A 16,212-nucleotide genomic window follows, 5' to 3' on the forward strand; every position below is an offset into this window, starting at 1 on the left:
GGGCGCGGTGGATGGGGTTGCGAGTCTGAAATCCGACGATCGTATTCCAGCCTTTAGCTTGAAACTGGGCGCGGGCTGCGACAGGATCGATTTGATAGGTAGGAAATTGCGGGTGTGCTTCGCGTTCTAATAGGTAAATATCACCTGCTAAGTTAACGTTACCTTGGTCGTAGACGACTTTGACACCAGGATGCTTTTCATCATCGGTGCGGTAAACATTAATTGCTTCTTGCTGTTTGTCGTAGGTATATTTCTCGGTGAGTTCTAAAACGCCCACAAACCTACCCGTACTGTCATCTAGTCTGACGAGCGAACCGACAACCAGCGGTGCGGCGACAGCTTCAGTTACAGATAACGTAATCGGAATCGACCAAGGTAAACCATCAGCCAATCGCATTTTAGCGACGACACTATGATAATCTGCTTCTGGCATGAACCCCTGAAGCGGACTAAATGCCCCGATCGCAATCATGACTAAATCGGAATATGCCCGCTCGTCTAATGTTACTCTGGGCAAATCGGCTTTACTCAGAAATTCGGCTTTTTGAGCGGGGGTGGCGATGCGATTTATTAATTTACCGCCGTGGGGTGCAATACCAGAACGCTGACTCAAACTAATTTTCCTCGCAATATTTTAAATACTTTTATGGATCACTTTAGCAGCTTTGGGGAAGGTTTTAGGCTTTAGGCTTTAGGTTTTAGGGGAGATGGGGGAAGGTTTTAGGCTTTAGGTTTTAGGCTTTAGGCTTTAGGTTTTGGGGAATAGGATGACTAGATGATTTAAAATAGAAGCGTGTAGCTCGAATGTGATGAACTATGGAACAACGATTGACCACACAGCAGCTAGAGTTGATTGTTGGTGAGGTTGGGCGATTGGCAAATCGTCAGCAGGATGAACTAGATCGATCGGAAGTTCAAAAGATTTTAGTCGAGCTAAATCTCCCGCCGGAACTGTTGGATGAGGCGATGATTCAGGTGCAGCGGAAGGAGGCACTAGCAAGGCAGAAAAAACGCAATATTGGCATCGCGATCGGGGGAGTAGCTGCACTAGTTATGCTAGTAGCTGGGACTAGTCTCTTTTTCCAAAATAAAGCGAGTACAATTGCCAAGATCGGTGTCAGCCAAGATCGCATCAGCTTCGTGCGCGATGGTGGTGAGAACCTAAATCCAGTGGCTAAAGGTGCGGAAATTGTCTATCGCGTCACGCTCAATGATGCGCCCGTCGGTGAAACATTAAACCTAACCTGCAATTGGCTCGACGCATCCGGTAAAGTCGCCCATACCAATCGCTACGAGACTAAAAACATTACCACCCCAGTCTGGAATACCTCATGTCGCTACCAGATCCCGCTAGATGCCGCTTCAGGTGCGTGGAAAGTGGAAATTCGCGCTGGAGATCGATCGCTCAAGCAGATGCCCTTTGAGGTTAAATGAGATGGGATGTGGGAGATGCGGCTCGCGCACGCCTTTGTTCCCCGACGGTATAGCGAGACAAGACAGGGAGTTGGGGGCTGTGAGACTGAGGCTTGCACCGATTATAAAAAATCCCCTCTTGGGAGGGGTGCCCAACGGGCGGGGTGGGTAGATCTCCGCTACTCACAAACCAGCTCCCAAGTATTTCCGCTTTTAGTAGATTGTTATGGAATAAATGGTTAGTTCGATCGAGGATATCTGAACATATGGAGTTGAGAGCTTGCCTCGCAGATGGTGAACCCACCCCGCCCTACGGGCACCCCTCCTGGGAGGGGATTTACATGCGATGATTATTGCGTTGCGCTCTAAATCAGGCGATCGCGTAAAAAAGACAAGAGTACTCTAAGATGACAATAGTCGATCGCTACAAGCTAAACTGATGTGAAAATTGCGATTTTAGCGGGGCAATTAGTTGGTTATTGGGGTGATGACGATCGATCGAGCATTCTTGCCAGTTTACTTTCCGCGCCAATCCAATCGCTAAGTGCGACACCTGTAGGAATTTCGGCAGCGGGGCTGGAGTTGGACTGCTGGGTGCGATTACAGGATGCAGATTTAGTATTAGGGCGAGAACCATTCGGCAAGACGCCGCTGTACTGGACGGAACTAGATTCGACGATTTGGTTTGCTTCGCATTTACAGTTATTATTGCCGCTGCTATCCCAGCCAGACATCGATGTAGGCGGGCTGTATGGCTATAGTTGCTTTTCCTACGTTCCGACACCATTGACCCCCGTGCGGGGGATTCAGGCGGTACCTGCGGGGACGGAATGGTGCTGGCAAGCGGGTAAATTTGGACGGACTCATCCAGTTGCGATTGTCAGCGCCACCGCTCCTGTTCGATGGCAACAAGCCAAAGCGCAAATCGCAGATGAAACTTTTGCTATCAAACAGCTTCAAGACTTATTGCAAGCTGCCATCCATCGCCAGATTCAGGATTTACCAGATGCACCCGTGGGTGTGTTGTTATCTGGGGGATTGGATTCCTCGATCGCGGCGGCGTTATTGGTTCAAAATGGGGTTAAAGTTCGGGCTTATACGCTTGATTTTGGCGAGGCGGGAATTTCGGAGTATCCCTATGCCGAGCAGGTGGCTCATCATCTTCAGATTCCCTTAGTCAAAGTCCCTGTAAATCCGAAATTAGTCAGATCGTCGATCGATCTTACCAGTCGCGCTCTAGACTTACCCTATGGGGATGGCGTGACGGTGCCTTTATATTTACTCTGTCAAGCTGCTAGCCAGGATGTCTCGGTAATTTTCAATGGGGAAGGCGGCGATCAATTATTTGCCGGATGGACGAATAAACCGCTGATTGCGGCGAGTATTTATGGGGGGAGTACCGATTTTATCCAGCCTTATCTTCAAACTTTTCATCGGCTCTATGGCTATGAGCGTCAGTCATTTCAGTCGCAAATCCTCGCACAAATTCAGGCTCTCGATCCCGCCGATTGGATTGGTGCGGCTTTAGATCCCACACTGACACCCGAATTGCTCCACCGCTTGCGCCGAGCGTCGCTGATGCTCAAAGGTGCCCAAAATATCCAGCCGCGTGCGACTAATTTGGCGCGTTGGCATGGCTTGAAAGTGCGATCGATTTTTTGCGATTTACCACTAGCTGAGTGGACTTTTGGCGTATCTGGCACGCTCCAGCTTCAGGGTGCTTGCGAAAAATATATCCTCAAACGAGCAGTCGAGGATCTATTACCTGCGGAAATTGTCTGGCGGACGAAACGCGGGATGGGTGTACCGCTGACAGCGTGGCTGTTTCAAGAATTGTGGTCGGATTTGGGGACGTGGCTGAATCCGCAAGTTTTGCGAGCAGCGGGATGTTGGCAAGCAGATATTGCTACTCAATTAGTCAGTGGTAAATTCAGCGGTTCGATCCAAGGGCGGCGAATTGGCGAAGTATTATGGTTAATTATGATGTGGGAGCGATGGCGAATTCAGGTGTTAGGCGCACCATCGACTCGCAAGAGTTGGAATCATCCATTTTGGATGCCACAACCATTATGGAGACAAATTGAGCGCATCAGGTCATCCGATCGATATGAATAATCTCTTACCATTTTCGCTAGCACAAGCTCAAGAGCTAATATCTGTCTATGGTTCGCCATTGTATGTTTATCAGCTCGATCGATTGTTAGATACGATCGAGCTGATTACCAATTCTATCCCCTATCCCGCTACTCGATTTCAGTTTGCCAGCGTCACTAATGGCAACGTCGCCCTGCTCCAAGTTTTTAAAAACAAAGGCTGGGGGATTCATGCCAATACGCCAGGGGATATCTATCTGGCTCTGGCGGCTGGTTTTACGCCCGATCGAATCGTCTATAGCGGCAGCAATCTCGATCGATCCGAGATGCGTCAACTTCTAGTATGGGGAATTAGCGCGATTAATCTCGATAGCCTGAGCCAACTTGAAACATTGGTAGATGTCTACACGCCTGAGTACCCAAAACCGCGTCTGGGACTGCGCTTGAACTTCCCAGTTTTAACCGGGGAGAGTCGAATCGGCGTCCATCCCGATGAATTCGAGCGAGCGAGCAAGATCGCCCGTCGAGCGGGTTTAACTGTAGAAGGACTACATTTCTATCGCGGCACGGGGACAAATGCGACACAGGCGTTTGTAGATGCCATTGAGACGATCTTAGCGATCGGGAGTAGGTTGCCAGATTGGGCGGATTTAGATTTTGGCGGGGGATTTGGCTATCCTTACCATCACGACAAAGCGGCTTTTGATTGGGGAGAATTTGGACGCATATTAAGTAAAAGATTATCCAAGTTAGATAAACAGATGCAATTAACGATCGAACCCGGACGCGCCGCGATCGCGGGATGTGCTGTATTATTGGCGCGGGTAGTTTCGACAAAATGGCAAGGTGAGAAACAGATCGTTGGTGTCGATACCACGGTGGCAAATCTATCGGTACCATCCGTACATGGCGGCTATCGCGAGATCGTCAGTTGGCAAAATAGTGACGATTTATTTATGACTGATATCTGTGGAAATACCACTTATTCCCGCGATTATTTAGGACGTAATTGCCAGCTACCGCGACTCAAAATCGACGATATTATTGCCGTTCGAGATGTCGGCGCTTATGGTTATGCGATGTCTTCACACTTTCTCCACCGTCCGCGCCCAGGCGAAGTATTATTAGCTAGAGATAGTCATCGGCTCATCAGACAGCGAGAGGATTATCGAATCTTATTAACCAATCAAATCTTTGAGGAGGATCGATCGTGAAATGTATTAGCTGCGGTACTGACAACAACCTCAAAGATCGAACTGGCAATATGGGTAGGTGTAAAAGTTGCAACCATCCATTTGCCTTCGAGCCGACGGCAATGCCGACTAATACTAAATTAACCGATCCTTTTTTTGCGAAGTTAATCATCGATATCTCTGCTAATAACACGCTATTTTTTACGCCCAGACAGCTTTATTATTTGTTAGATAAGCGATTGCGATCGCGTTTTATTCGAGCGGGATTTGCGGCTAATCCAATTCCTGCGATCGGCTGTAGCGCTTTTCCCATTATCTTTGCCAGCTTTTGGGTAAGCGGTTTTTTTAATCTTTCGCCTGTTCTAGTCACACCAATTATTGTAAGTTTAGCTGCGACTTGGATCGTGTGGCTTGTATCTCGAAATGCACTCTCTAACCAACTCAATCGACGTACCCGTCAGACGAGTATTACTACGCTCAAAGTTCTAGCTGGCATCTTATTATTAGTTGGTTTCCCTGCGAGTATTATTGTCAAAACACCAATCGGAATTATTTTCTCGATCGGGTTAGGAATTGCAGCGGCGTGGTTGAGCTGGCACTGTAAACGTCAACAGAGTAAAATTTTTGATAAATTCTTGGTGGAACAAACTCAATTTGATACTTGGCTAGAACGATGGCATAGTATCAATAATGCCTCCGAAAAAATGTTACCACTACCACGGAGTAATAGTTTACCCGCCGCTCCAAATCCTGAAGTTACTGCATATAGTTTCGATCGCGTGGTAGTATGCGATAAATCTTCGATCGCTCAACTCCTGATTAGTAATAACTTCCACTTTGAAAATAACTGTGCGATTCTGACGATCGATGGTTATCCCCAAAATATTTTCACCACTACAATGGAAATGTTGCGCCGCAATCCCGATCTCAAAGTGTATGCGCTGCATAATTGTTCGCCGAGTGGATTCAAATTAATTCGTCGTCTGCGCGAAGAAACTTGGTTTCCCAATCCAGCAATTCCGATTATCGATGTTGGTATTCTCCCGCGTCAGATTATGGATAATATCGATGTGATGACTCCTCAATCTACCGCCTCCGCGCAAACCTCCCAACAACTCCCTCCAGACATCCGCGCCAGTCTCAACCCTGAAGAATTAGCATGGCTCGATGCGGGTTGTTATTTAGAATTAGAATCTTTCCCACCTCAGAAACTCATTCAGATTTTGCACCGCGCGATTAATGAAAGTCGAGAGTTAGCAGTAATTGAAGGCGGCGATATGGTAATTATCGATAGTAGCCCTGGTTTCTATGCTGTCGAAAGTTTTGGATAGGGTTGAGGCAATGCTTATTTGATGATTTAGGCTTCTAATCTTAGTTCCTAGCCTTACTTTTATTAAAACAAAAATACTACTCAATCGGTGAATTATCAGAGGCTATATCGAATAACATATCTTCCTTTAAATAAGTAAATTTAGTTTTGCAATTACTACAAACAGCGTAAACAGTTCTAGTGGCAGGACGTATTCTTATCCCTGGATTTTCATGCAATAATCTCTGCATGAATTTATGTTGCTCGGCATCTGCCAAATCGATCGAGATCGCACCTAAAATATTGCCGCATTTCGTACAAGAAAATCGCTCGGCAATTTTTCGTTTTTGACGCTCTTCAAAGTAGCCAATCGTAAAAGTGATGGGAATTATTACTGGAAATAGTACCAGCATAGTCATAATACAAATACCAATCTCGACATTTTGCCAAGTAGAAGATTTGAAAAATCGCTTAATACGTTGTTTTATCGATCGAGTTGCCATTTATCCCTCGATAATCGATAGAGGTAATGTTTTCTAAGTGGATGCCCAACGGGAACGCTCGGATGCTCGAATGTTTCAGCCTCGCGAGTCATTCCCAGGCGTTTCATCAAAGTATAAGAGCGGCGATTGATAGTAGCGGTAAAAGAAACTATCTCTAGGAGATTGAGTCGATCGAATCCCACTTGTAACACATCTCTAGCCGCCTCTGATGCGTAGCCTTTGCCCCAATATGGCAATGCCAATCGCCACCCGATTTCGACGCACGGAGAGCAGGGTAAATTGGCCGTGGGGACGTGCAAACCGACATAGCCGATGAATTGCTTATCTGCTTTTAATTCGACAGCCCAAAAGCCCCAGCCGCGATCGCTTATTAATGCCTGAAGTCGATCGACCATTGCATCACTTGCGGCTCGATCGAGTATATTAGGATAAAATTCCATCACTTTTGGATCGGCACTAAGTCGAGCAAAAGGCTCTCGATCTGATTCGATCCATTGGCGCAACCGCAGTCGCTCTGTCTCTAATTCGATTAGTTCTGTCATAACTTATAAATTTAAATTTGCTCGATCGATCCATGCAATTTACCAGATCCATTTGCTCCAGCAATAATAGTTAGAGTTGGCACGATCTAAATAATCTCACCAATAATTTCTTCGTTGCCATCCGCTCGAATCTGAAGCTCAAATTTTTGTTCATTAACTTCCTCTCTAACTAACTTTTGACCGATTGCATAGTGAATTGGTTTACCCATTGCTTTGAGCCGTGCGATATCGATCGCGACTTGCTTTTGAGCAGCAGCCTCGATTCGGCGAGCCATCACTTCAATATCTTCGATCGGACTAACGTTTGGTGTCGTAGAAGTCATCGTATTTCTATTCTGGATTTATTAGTTGCTACCTACACTCAAAGTGGTTAAAACCACTCCTGGTGATACGAAGTCCGCCTGTCTTGTCTTGACGCACACAAACGGGAGGGAGCGATGCGCGGACTGACATATTAGTCCGCGTAGGCGGACTTTGCATCACTAGCCACGATTTTAATCGTAGGCATTTCCATCGGTAGTAATTTGGGTTAGCTATTGCTTACCTACTTCCGATTATAATTTACCTGAAGCCACATTTCCAAACTAACCAATAACCATAGCTTCACACCATATCTACCCCATACGTCACCGCGAAAACTCAACCATTCTTTAATTAGATTCTGGTTGATATAAGGTGCGATTAATGCCCGCCGACTCAGCAACATCTTCGCCGCCTGACGTTGCCAATATTTCCGAAAACCGAGCTGGACTGGTACCATCATGCCGCTTTTTGGTCGATCGATTATCGCGGCTGGTAAGAGATCTGCAACTGCTTGTTTTAATACGGCTTTTTCTTTGACACCGGAGAGTTTGTATTCCGGTGGAATAGTCATACTTAAATCGACAATCCGCCGATCGAATAACGGCGATCGACCTTGCAATCCGGCTGCATGAGTGAGATTATTTACTTTAGTCAAGATCTGATCGGCACCTTTATACTTAATATTTAATGCCATCAACCGATTGAGAAAACTCATGTTTGAATTTAAGTCTGCTTCAAAGACCCACGGCTGCTGAATTTGTTGCAATATTTCAGGTTTGAGAAGTTGGGGTAAATCTGCGGCGCATTTTTGGAACGAAGTTAAATATGCTTGCAAAGGGTTATGATTAGCCTCTGAATTATATAAACTATCGATTAACATCGGCTGGTTTTTAGGGCCGCCAAAACACGGATCGCCACCTTCCCCATTGAGGCTAATCGAGACATCGTGACTGGCTAATCGTCCGATTAATAAATTGGGAACTGTCAGCGGATCGCCGATCGGATCGTCTAAGTTTGCCATTGTTTCAGATAACTTGTCCCACATATCTTGGAAGGTGATTTCTAAGATGTGGTGGTGGGTTTGACAATGGTTGGCGACTAAACTCGAAAACTCCAATTCGTTGGCACATTCGGAGCCAAAGTGAATCGAATAAGTATGGATAGGAGCGTCGTGGAGTCGTGCGGCTAAAGCGGTAATGCAGCTCGAATCTAAACCCCCGGATAGAAATACGCCGACTGGTTGATTTGCTGGTAAATATTCCCCTATGACTAGTTCTAATTGCGATCGCAATCGATCGCCATGCCACTCTAGCGACTCCTGGGCGACTACCTGCTCTTGTAATTGCCAGTAGCTTACGATTTGCTCTCCGGGCAATTTGAGGATGGTTCCGGGGCGAATTTCCCGCACATCCTGCCACATCGTCCGCTCTCCAGGAACGAAGGAACAGGTGAGATAATCGCGCAACGCGATCGGATCGAGCTGATTCGATCGATAAGGATTTAGACTGCTAAGTTGAGGGGCGATCCACCAAGTTTGACCGGGAGTATAATACACCGTTCTCGCGCCTACTGGGTCGCGAACGATCGAGATTTGCTCGGACGCGATATCGCAGACAACAAACCCAAACATCCCCTGAAGCTGTGTGAGGGTAACGAGTTGCCACTTTTCCCACAGTTGTGCGAGGAGTTCGATATCGGACAGATTTGGTGCGATTTGCAATGCTGCTAGCAATTCTTGACGGTTGCTCAACCACACATCGCCCACGAGTAGATATTTCCGGCTGGGACTCATCGCCCAGCAACCAGCATCAACGCAATGAATCCCAAAGTTTTCTCGACACCAGGTAGATTGGATGTCGAGTTGTTCGATCCAGGTTGGCGGTTTGGAGTATTGGATCGAGGGTGGGAAAGGATATGGATGCCAGCTCCCGCTCTCGCCTGCGCCAACAGAAATTAACCAGCGAGGGGAAGGCACGAGTGTTGTTTGCTGGTGATTGCGTCCGAAGATCGCCATAGACGAGCCTGTGAATTTTACCTGTGGCGAGCGTAGTCCCGTGTTACCCCCCCAACCCCCCCTTATAAAGGGGGGGACAATTCCTGGCTCCCTCCCCTTTATAAGGGGAGGGTTGGGGTGGGGTAAAGGACTACGCTCGTGTTAAGAGTGTTGGCAATGCCCCTAAAACCTAAAGCCCCAACTCGCGATATCTAGCTTGTAAATCTTTGATGGTGAATATTGTCTCAAAGTGCAGCCCCTGAGCGGCGTAGAACTCCGCACCACCCTGTTCGCGATCGACCAAAGTCAGTACTCGATCGACAGTATAACCCGCAGCTCTGAGTCTTTCTACCGCCTTCATTGCCGATTGTCCGGTAGTTACTACATCTTCGAGGACGACTACTTTGGCACCGGGTTTGAGGGTTGCGCCTTCGATATAGGCTTGGGTACCGTGTCCTTTGGCTTCTTTGCGGATAATGAGGGCGGGAATAGATTTGCCTTCATAGACGGATACTACACTGACAGAAGAGACGATCGGATCGGCTCCCAGCGTCAAACCTGCGACGGCATCAGTGTCATCTGGGAGCATCGAGAGTAAAATTCGGGCGGTGCCGACAGCTCCTTCGGGGTGGAGCGTGACTTGTTTGCCATTGATATAGTAAGTGCTTTTTTGACCGGAGGAGAGGGTGAAGTCACCTTCTTTATAAGCCAACTGACAAAGCAAATCTAGCAGATGTTGGCGCAAAATAGTTAGATCGATCGTCGGATAGGGAATATTGCCAACAGGTGAGTGCATAATTTGGATGTTTGAGAGATGTCGATCGCGGGATACTAAATTTTATCCCAGTCTCGATCGTATATCGCGATTTTGCCCGGTGGCGGCTAACTGCTGCTGGGCAAAATCTAAAATCTTCCCGATTTACTCATCGTTCGGTTGAATAGAGTAAATACTTGATATCTTGATATAGAGGCTAACCCATGATGAAATTAAAAACGATTTGTTTTGCCGCACTAGCTGTAGCTGCGGCTGGCTGTTACGCACCCCAAGCCCACGCAGAACCGATTACCGATGCGATTACTAATGCGATGTTCCGTCAGTCCGGCGATACCTATCGTAATACCGGGATCGATCGTCAAGCGACGCTATTATTTGGTTTGAGCTATCCCGATCTCGAAGCTGTCAGCGATGCACGCTCTGTTAATAATATCTATAAAGATCTAATTCGCCAGCGCGGTGGTACACCAGTGCGTACTGCTGATTTACCCAATCCCTTTACTAGCTCCCTGTTGACTAATCCCCCACAGATTGGCAACTAACTCAAATCGAGTTGAGACTAGATTTATATTTGGACTCAGCGCGCTCATTTCCAAGCTAAGCTACCACAACCGAGGGTTGCGATCGAGTATCGCCTCTCGGTTTTGTCATGGGAAATATTCTAAACTCGATCGATCGTTCACTAGTACAAATCTCTAAGTGAAGAACGATACCTATTACCTCTTACCTTTTACCTTTTACCTTTTACCCCTTACCTCTCTCCGAGCCAGTATTCGGAAGAAAGTAGCAGAAAATACCGACCCAAGCAGCCCGAATGTACCCAAGTTATCAGATGATAGAGGGTATCGAGACGCGATCCGATCGGGGCGGTGATGGTGGAGATACCAGTCAAACCCCTGGCGATCGAGATCGGCTCTTGCGGGATCTTATTTTAAGAGGTTATTGTGAAAAAAGTTTTAGCGATCGTTTTAGGTGGTGGTGCGGGCACCCGGTTATATCCCCTGACTAAGCTGCGGGCAAAACCTGCCGTTCCCCTCGCAGGTAAGTATCGATTGATCGATATTCCCGTGAGTAACTGTATCAATTCCGAGATTTTCAAAATCTACGTCCTCACGCAGTTTAACTCCGCTTCCCTCAATCGGCACCTAACGCGGGCGTACAATTTTTCCGGCTTTAGCGATGGTTTTGTCGAAGTCCTCGCCGCGCAACAAACTAAGGACAATCCTGACTGGTTCCAAGGTACCGCCGATGCGGTGCGTCAGTATTTATCAATTATCGAAGATTGGGATGTCGATGAAGTGGTGATCCTCTCTGGCGATCATCTGTATCGGATGGATTATCGGTTATTTGTCGAACGTCACCGCGATACCAATGCCGATATCACGCTGTCTGTGGTACCCATTAGTGAGAAAAATGCTTCTGAATTTGGCTTGATGAAAGTCGATGCCGCCGGACGAGTCGTAGAATTTAGCGAGAAGCCCAAAGGTGACGAACTCAGAAGTATGCGAGTAGACACCACCAAATTGGGGCTGAATGCCGAGCAAGCTGCCGAGAAACCCTATATTGCCTCAATGGGGATTTATGTCTTCAAGAAGCAAGTACTGGTAGACTTACTCAAAAAATCCCTCGAACAAACCGATTTCGGGAAAGAAATCATTCCTAGTGCCTCAGCTACCCACAATATTCAAGCTTACCTGTTTGATGGCTACTGGGAAGATATTGGGACGATCGAGTCTTTCTATGATGCCAACCTCGCTCTCACCGAGCAACCCACGCCACCATTTAGCTTTTATGACGAAAAAGCACCGATTTATACCCGCTCTCGTTACCTCCCACCGACAAAACTCTTAGATGCCCACATTACCCAATCGATGATCGGCGAAGGTTGTATCATCAAAAAATGCCGCATTCATCACTCGGTTTTAGGTGTCCGCGCGCGGGTGATGGACGGTTGTACGATCGAAGATACCCTGATTATGGGTGCTGACTTTTACGAACCCGCACCAGAGCGTAAAAATCAAACCGAAACTGGCGGTATTCCGATCGGGATTGGGTTCAATACGACAATTCGACGGGCGATTATCGATAAAAATGCCCGCATCGGTTCGGATGTGATGATTATCAATAAAGAAGGCGTCGAAGAAGCCCAGCGCGAGGAGTTAGGCTTCTACATTCGCAGCGGGATTGTCGTCGTGCTGAAGAATGCGACGATTCCGAGTGGAATGACAATTTAGGATAGTGGATAGTGAATAGTGGTTAGAACTGAAGATTATTGAAGCTTTAGCTTCAATAATCTTCAGGAGCGATCTCATTATAGTTTCGATCCACGATCCACGAGCCACGATCCACTAGCTCAACATTTTCACCAACGGCTGCGTCAACCAATTCAAACCCACCTTAAGCTGATGTTCGAGGGTGGGGAGACGATAGAGGTAGACGAGGCGACGGGTGAGGTAGGCGAGGGGGCCGTCTAATTTGATGCCCATGCCAGATAGGACGGCGTTATCGTCGCCGAGTACCATCATTTCGCCGAGATTAGTATACTTGAATGGCAGTAGAGGTCGATCGGTCAGGGATGACCAAATATTCCAGGCGACAAAATCAGACTGCTGGAAGGCGACTTGAGCGGTGGTGGGAATAAATTGACCGTCAGCGTCGCTAATTGCCGCCGCATCGCCCAAAGCATAAATATCGGAATTTTCGGTGACTTGAAGTGTCTGGGTAACGGTAATTTTTCCTTGGGGATTCAGTGGTAGCTCGAAATGTGTAATCGCGGGACTGACTTGATTGCCGACCGTCCACATGATGATTTCGGCAGGGATGATGTCGGTCTGACCCTTGTAAATTAGCCCGATCGAGTCCGCTGTAATCTCCGAAACGTTAGTTTCTAAGTCCACCCAAACGCCGCGCTGTTCTAGCGCCTTGAGGGCAGCATTCCGATTGAATTCTAGGGCATTGGGCAAGATCTTATTTCCCGATTGAATCAGGCGAATGCGACCGCGTTCTTTGAGCCTGTCGGCTAGTTTGCAGGCGACTTCGACGCCCGTATAACCAGCACCGACGATCGCGATCCGGATTTTCTCGGTAGTGGCGGTTTCTAAGATCCGGAGTTTGGCATCGAGTTTGTAGGCGTCTTCGAGCGATCGGAAGGCGATCGCGTTTTCCATGACGCCAGGTACGGTGTCAACGGGGGTTTCACAGCCGAGTGATAGGACTAGCCGATCGTAATCGATCTCGGTGCCACCTTCTAATGTGACGGTTTTTTGGTTTTTGTCGATCCAATCGACAGAGCCTTGGATGAACCGAATGTCTGTCCCTTTAAGCAGTTCGGCAAATGGTGGCGCGATTTCCCAGCCTTGCATTTCCCCGGTGATGAGTTCGTAGAGTAGGGGTGTAAATACAAAGTTGAGGTGACGATCGATTAGGGTGATTTCGGGCTTTTGTCCGGGTGCCCACGCGAGTTGATGCAGGCGCAAGGCGGTATACAAACCACCAAATCCCCCACCGAGGATACAGATACGCGGTACTGAAGTCATAAGTTAAGGGTTATTGGCGATCGAGATGAGGCTTGTTCATTAACTGTAACAATTTTGCGCTCGATCGCGTAGCGTTGCGAAGGGTTCGGTTAACTGGAAAGGAGTCAAAACGATCCTTTATAGATCTGTAGGTTGGGTTGCGGATGCGCGATACGGAGGGTTCCCCGAGGGTTTAGCGACCCAAATCACGCGGAGGTTCCCTCCGCATGTGTTTGGGTCAAGACAGCGGCTCGCAGCCGGGAGGTTCCCTCCCGGATTATGCGAGACAAGACAGCGCACCAAGCACAAGAATGAAACCCAACACTCCTAAACGAAGGAGCCAAATGTACAAAGCGAAGCGGCAAATGTTAGATGTTAGTAGGTTTCGTTTTTCCTAGCGGAGGCAGAACCCGGATCTGGGGGTACCGACCCCCAGCCCCCCCGTTGAGAGGGGGGACGCCCCCCCTCTCAAACTCTCCTGCGTATGTTCGACTTGTGTGCTAGCGTGGTGCGGCATTCACTCCACGTTAGATTTTAGTTGGGAATTAAGTTTTTTTGAACTAATCAGCTCCACCCGCTACCCTCTACCCTCTACCCTCTCTATTACGACAACAATCTCAACAGCGCCATGACATCTTGATAGTTTTGTCTATTGCCGCGTTTTTGGTAGAGTCTTGCTGCTGTTTGGAGTGCGGCTTTGGATTGGGTGCGATTGCCTAAGCCGAAGTAGGATACGCCTTGGAGGGTGTAGGAGTCGGGGGAGACGCTATTGATGGCAATCGCGCGATTGGCGTCGGCTAGAGAACGGCGGAAATCTTTTTGATTGATGTAGTAGACTGCTCTGCCTTGATAACCAGCTTCGCTATTGGGATTGATTTGGAGTGCTTTTTCGACATCGGCTAAACCTTGAGAAAATTGCTGTTGCTGCATCCGGACGATGCCGCGATAGGCATAGACTGAATCATAGTTGGGCTTGAGTTTGAGGGCGATGTCAAATTGGGCGATCGCGCGGTTGTAGTCTTTGATGCTGCTATAGGCTTGTCCGCGCAGACTGTAACCGAGGGGATTGTTGGGACTAATGGCGATACCCGTGGCTAGATCGTTAAATCCAGCTTTGTTACCCGCATTAACTTGGATAAACCCGCGATAGACATAAGTCAGAAAACTCTTGTGATTGATTTGCAGGGCGCGCTGGAAGTCTGACTCAGCACCTTGAGGGTCGCCAAGTAAATATTTAGCGACGGCTCGCACGCTGTAAGCGTCACCGAGATTGGGATCGATCGCGATCGCCTGGTTTATGGATCGCAATGCTTGAGTGGGGTCGGCATACTGCATCTGAGCATAACCGCGATATAGATAGCTGCGGGAATTGCGCGGATTGAGGGAGATCGCCCGATCTAGGTCGGCAAAGGCTCCTTCGGAGTCGCCACTGCCAATTTTACCAGCGCCGCGCAGGGCATAAGCATCGGCGGATTTGGGATCGCTCCTCAGAGCCAGATTGGCGTCGCGGATGACTTCTGCGCCATTTTCTAGGTACAAGTTTGCTTCGGCTCTGGCGATGTATGCCGCCGTGTAGTTCGGTTTGGTGGCGATCGCCCGATCGAATCCGGCAATCGCGCCGGGATAGTCGCCTTGGCGAAATTTGGTGGCGGCGGTGACAAAGGAATCATCGGCGGCGGTATTGCGTGGCTGGGTGGCGATTACTGGTGCAGTTTGTCCCAGTGTTACTCCCATTTGGCTGGCGAGTTTGAGGAAGGAATTAGCGGGGATGCCTAGATTGAAGCCAGTCTTTACAAAGACATTGGCATTGATATCGGACTGTTTATTTTCTTGAATGTCGCCGCGCCCATGTACGGCAATTAGTTCGCCGCTATCGTTCAATACCGGGCCACCACTCATCCCTGGTAAGGTATTGCAGCTATAGACGATCGAGTAACCATTCGAGAATGGTTGGGAACTATTGGCGGTAATTTTGCCATCGCTGAAGGTATACACTGACTTGCTAATGGCGGCTGTCGCCAGTGGGAATCCAGCGACGTAGGCAAGACTGCCTTCGACGGCATTATTAGAGTCGCCAATTTTGACTACCGGATAATTACGATCGCTCTGAAATTTGACGATGGCGAGATCGAGATTGCCAGTTGGCGCTAACTGTCTGCCGCTAACGGGATACTTTTGACCGTCGCTCAACTCGATCGTATACCGACCATTGTTTTTTTTGACGACATGGGCGGCAGTCAGGACTGTATAAGTATTCCCCGCGCGGGCGATAATTGCGCCAGATCCGCGCTCGTTGGGCATTGTAATGGCAACAGTCACACTTTTGGCAATTTTTGCTACTGCTGTGGGCGACATGGCAGTAGTAGCAGGCAAAACGATAACTAACGGTGCGATGATGCCACAGGTAGCCAGCCAAGTTTTCATAATAACGAACGAATACTACTCGATCGGATGATAATTTGTTTTGCCTGTAAATCGATCGCTACTGCACTCCTAAGTACTAAAACTGTCTTGAAAAGGTGCTCTACTGTGGCAATTCAGCGAGAGCTTCTTAGGGGGGAAGCTTCCCCCAC

The 16,212-nt window shown here is 48.1% G+C and carries 13 protein-coding genes and 1 pseudogene; 6 read left to right on the forward strand and 8 right to left on the reverse strand.

Features of this window, described 5'->3' with window-relative positions; all coding sequences use genetic code 11:
* Positions 1-613: pseudogene (gene sat, locus RMO52_RS18120) on the reverse strand (sulfate adenylyltransferase); the annotation flags it as partial.
* Between the two features lie 203 nt (positions 614-816).
* On the opposite strand from sat, the gene RMO52_RS18125 reads away from it, so the two are divergent.
* The 4 genes from RMO52_RS18125 to RMO52_RS18140 all read left to right on the forward strand — a co-directional run bounded on the left by RMO52_RS18125 (position 817) and on the right by RMO52_RS18140 (position 6,030).
* Positions 817-1,434, forward strand: a complete 618-nt coding sequence (locus tag RMO52_RS18125) for a DUF3859 domain-containing protein (RefSeq protein WP_309742510.1) — start codon at positions 817-819, stop codon at positions 1,432-1,434.
* Positions 1,435-1,854: 420 nt separating this feature from the next.
* Positions 1,855-3,528 carry an asparagine synthetase B family protein gene (locus tag RMO52_RS18130; RefSeq protein ID WP_310417026.1) on the forward strand — a complete coding sequence of 558 codons (1,674 nt, stop codon included), beginning with the start codon at positions 1,855-1,857 and terminating at the stop codon, positions 3,526-3,528.
* Entirely contained in the window at positions 3,521-4,720 is a 1,200-nt protein-coding gene (locus RMO52_RS18135; RefSeq protein WP_309744101.1) for a decarboxylase, read from the forward strand. The genes RMO52_RS18130 and RMO52_RS18135 overlap by 8 nt, the downstream gene beginning before the upstream one ends.
* Entirely contained in the window at positions 4,717-6,030 is a 1,314-nt protein-coding gene (locus RMO52_RS18140; protein WP_310417030.1) for a hypothetical protein, read from the forward strand. The genes RMO52_RS18135 and RMO52_RS18140 overlap by 4 nt, the downstream gene beginning before the upstream one ends.
* A gap of 76 nt (positions 6,031-6,106) precedes the next feature.
* On the opposite strand, the gene RMO52_RS18145 is transcribed toward RMO52_RS18140, so the two are convergent.
* From RMO52_RS18145 to pyrE, 5 genes are all read right to left on the reverse strand, one after another.
* The gene (locus tag RMO52_RS18145) at positions 6,107-6,427 is read right to left on the reverse strand and encodes a hypothetical protein (RefSeq protein ID WP_310417033.1); all 321 of its coding nucleotides are present in this window, start codon (positions 6,425-6,427) and stop codon (positions 6,107-6,109) included.
* Between the two features lie 65 nt (positions 6,428-6,492).
* Complete coding sequence (locus tag RMO52_RS18150; RefSeq protein ID WP_310417037.1) at positions 6,493-7,053, reverse strand: GNAT family N-acetyltransferase; 561 nt, start codon at positions 7,051-7,053, stop codon at positions 6,493-6,495.
* Between the two features lie 86 nt (positions 7,054-7,139).
* Entirely contained in the window at positions 7,140-7,376 is a 237-nt protein-coding gene (locus RMO52_RS18155; RefSeq protein WP_309744092.1) for a hypothetical protein, read from the reverse strand.
* A gap of 221 nt (positions 7,377-7,597) precedes the next feature.
* The gene (locus RMO52_RS18160; RefSeq protein ID WP_310417040.1) at positions 7,598-9,370 is read right to left on the reverse strand and encodes an asparagine synthetase B family protein; all 1,773 of its coding nucleotides are present in this window, start codon (positions 9,368-9,370) and stop codon (positions 7,598-7,600) included.
* A gap of 169 nt (positions 9,371-9,539) precedes the next feature.
* Positions 9,540-10,145, reverse strand: coding sequence for an orotate phosphoribosyltransferase (pyrE, locus tag RMO52_RS18165; RefSeq protein WP_310417043.1), 606 nt, complete (start codon positions 10,143-10,145; stop codon positions 9,540-9,542).
* A gap of 182 nt (positions 10,146-10,327) precedes the next feature.
* Here pyrE and RMO52_RS18170 point away from each other — a divergent pair, with 182 nt between their 5' ends.
* Complete coding sequence (locus RMO52_RS18170; protein ID WP_309744086.1) at positions 10,328-10,666, forward strand: hypothetical protein; 339 nt, start codon at positions 10,328-10,330, stop codon at positions 10,664-10,666.
* A 402-nt stretch (positions 10,667-11,068) separates the two neighbouring features.
* The gene (locus RMO52_RS18175) at positions 11,069-12,358 is read left to right on the forward strand and encodes a glucose-1-phosphate adenylyltransferase (RefSeq protein ID WP_310417046.1); all 1,290 of its coding nucleotides are present in this window, start codon (positions 11,069-11,071) and stop codon (positions 12,356-12,358) included.
* 114 nt (positions 12,359-12,472) lie between these two features.
* Here RMO52_RS18175 and RMO52_RS18180 read toward each other — a convergent pair whose 3' ends face one another.
* Positions 12,473-13,660 carry an NAD(P)/FAD-dependent oxidoreductase gene (locus tag RMO52_RS18180; RefSeq protein WP_309738744.1) on the reverse strand — a complete coding sequence of 396 codons (1,188 nt, stop codon included), beginning with the start codon at positions 13,658-13,660 and terminating at the stop codon, positions 12,473-12,475.
* Positions 13,661-14,242: 582 nt separating this feature from the next.
* Positions 14,243-16,063: a trypsin-like peptidase domain-containing protein gene (locus RMO52_RS18185; protein ID WP_310417049.1), complete on the reverse strand. Its 1,821-nt coding sequence runs from the start codon at positions 16,061-16,063 to the stop codon at positions 14,243-14,245.
* Between the last annotated feature and the right edge of the window lie 149 nt (positions 16,064-16,212).

It is taken from the genome of Chamaesiphon sp. OTE_8_metabat_110 (genome assembly GCF_031382685.1).
In the GTDB taxonomy this organism is placed as follows: Bacteria; Cyanobacteriota; Cyanobacteriia; order Cyanobacteriales; family Chamaesiphonaceae; genus Chamaesiphon.

Coding starts and splice junctions, on each gene's coding strand:
- RMO52_RS18125 (WP_309742510.1), top strand. CDS start 817: ATGGAACAACGATTGACCACACAGCAGCTAGAGTTGATTGTTGGTGAG.
- RMO52_RS18135 (WP_309744101.1), top strand. CDS start 3,521: ATGAATAATCTCTTACCATTTTCGCTAGCACAAGCTCAAGAGCTAATA.
- RMO52_RS18145 (WP_310417033.1), bottom strand. CDS start 6,427: ATGACTATGCTGGTACTATTTCCAGTAATAATTCCCATCACTTTTACG.
- RMO52_RS18150 (WP_310417037.1), bottom strand. CDS start 7,053: ATGACAGAACTAATCGAATTAGAGACAGAGCGACTGCGGTTGCGCCAA.
- RMO52_RS18155 (WP_309744092.1), bottom strand. CDS start 7,376: ATGACTTCTACGACACCAAACGTTAGTCCGATCGAAGATATTGAAGTG.
- RMO52_RS18160 (WP_310417040.1), bottom strand. CDS start 9,370: ATGGCGATCTTCGGACGCAATCACCAGCAAACAACACTCGTGCCTTCC.
- pyrE (WP_310417043.1), bottom strand. CDS start 10,145: ATGCACTCACCTGTTGGCAATATTCCCTATCCGACGATCGATCTAACT.
- RMO52_RS18170 (WP_309744086.1), top strand. CDS start 10,328: ATGATGAAATTAAAAACGATTTGTTTTGCCGCACTAGCTGTAGCTGCG.
- RMO52_RS18180 (WP_309738744.1), bottom strand. CDS start 13,660: ATGACTTCAGTACCGCGTATCTGTATCCTCGGTGGGGGATTTGGTGGT.
- RMO52_RS18185 (WP_310417049.1), bottom strand. CDS start 16,063: ATGAAAACTTGGCTGGCTACCTGTGGCATCATCGCACCGTTAGTTATC.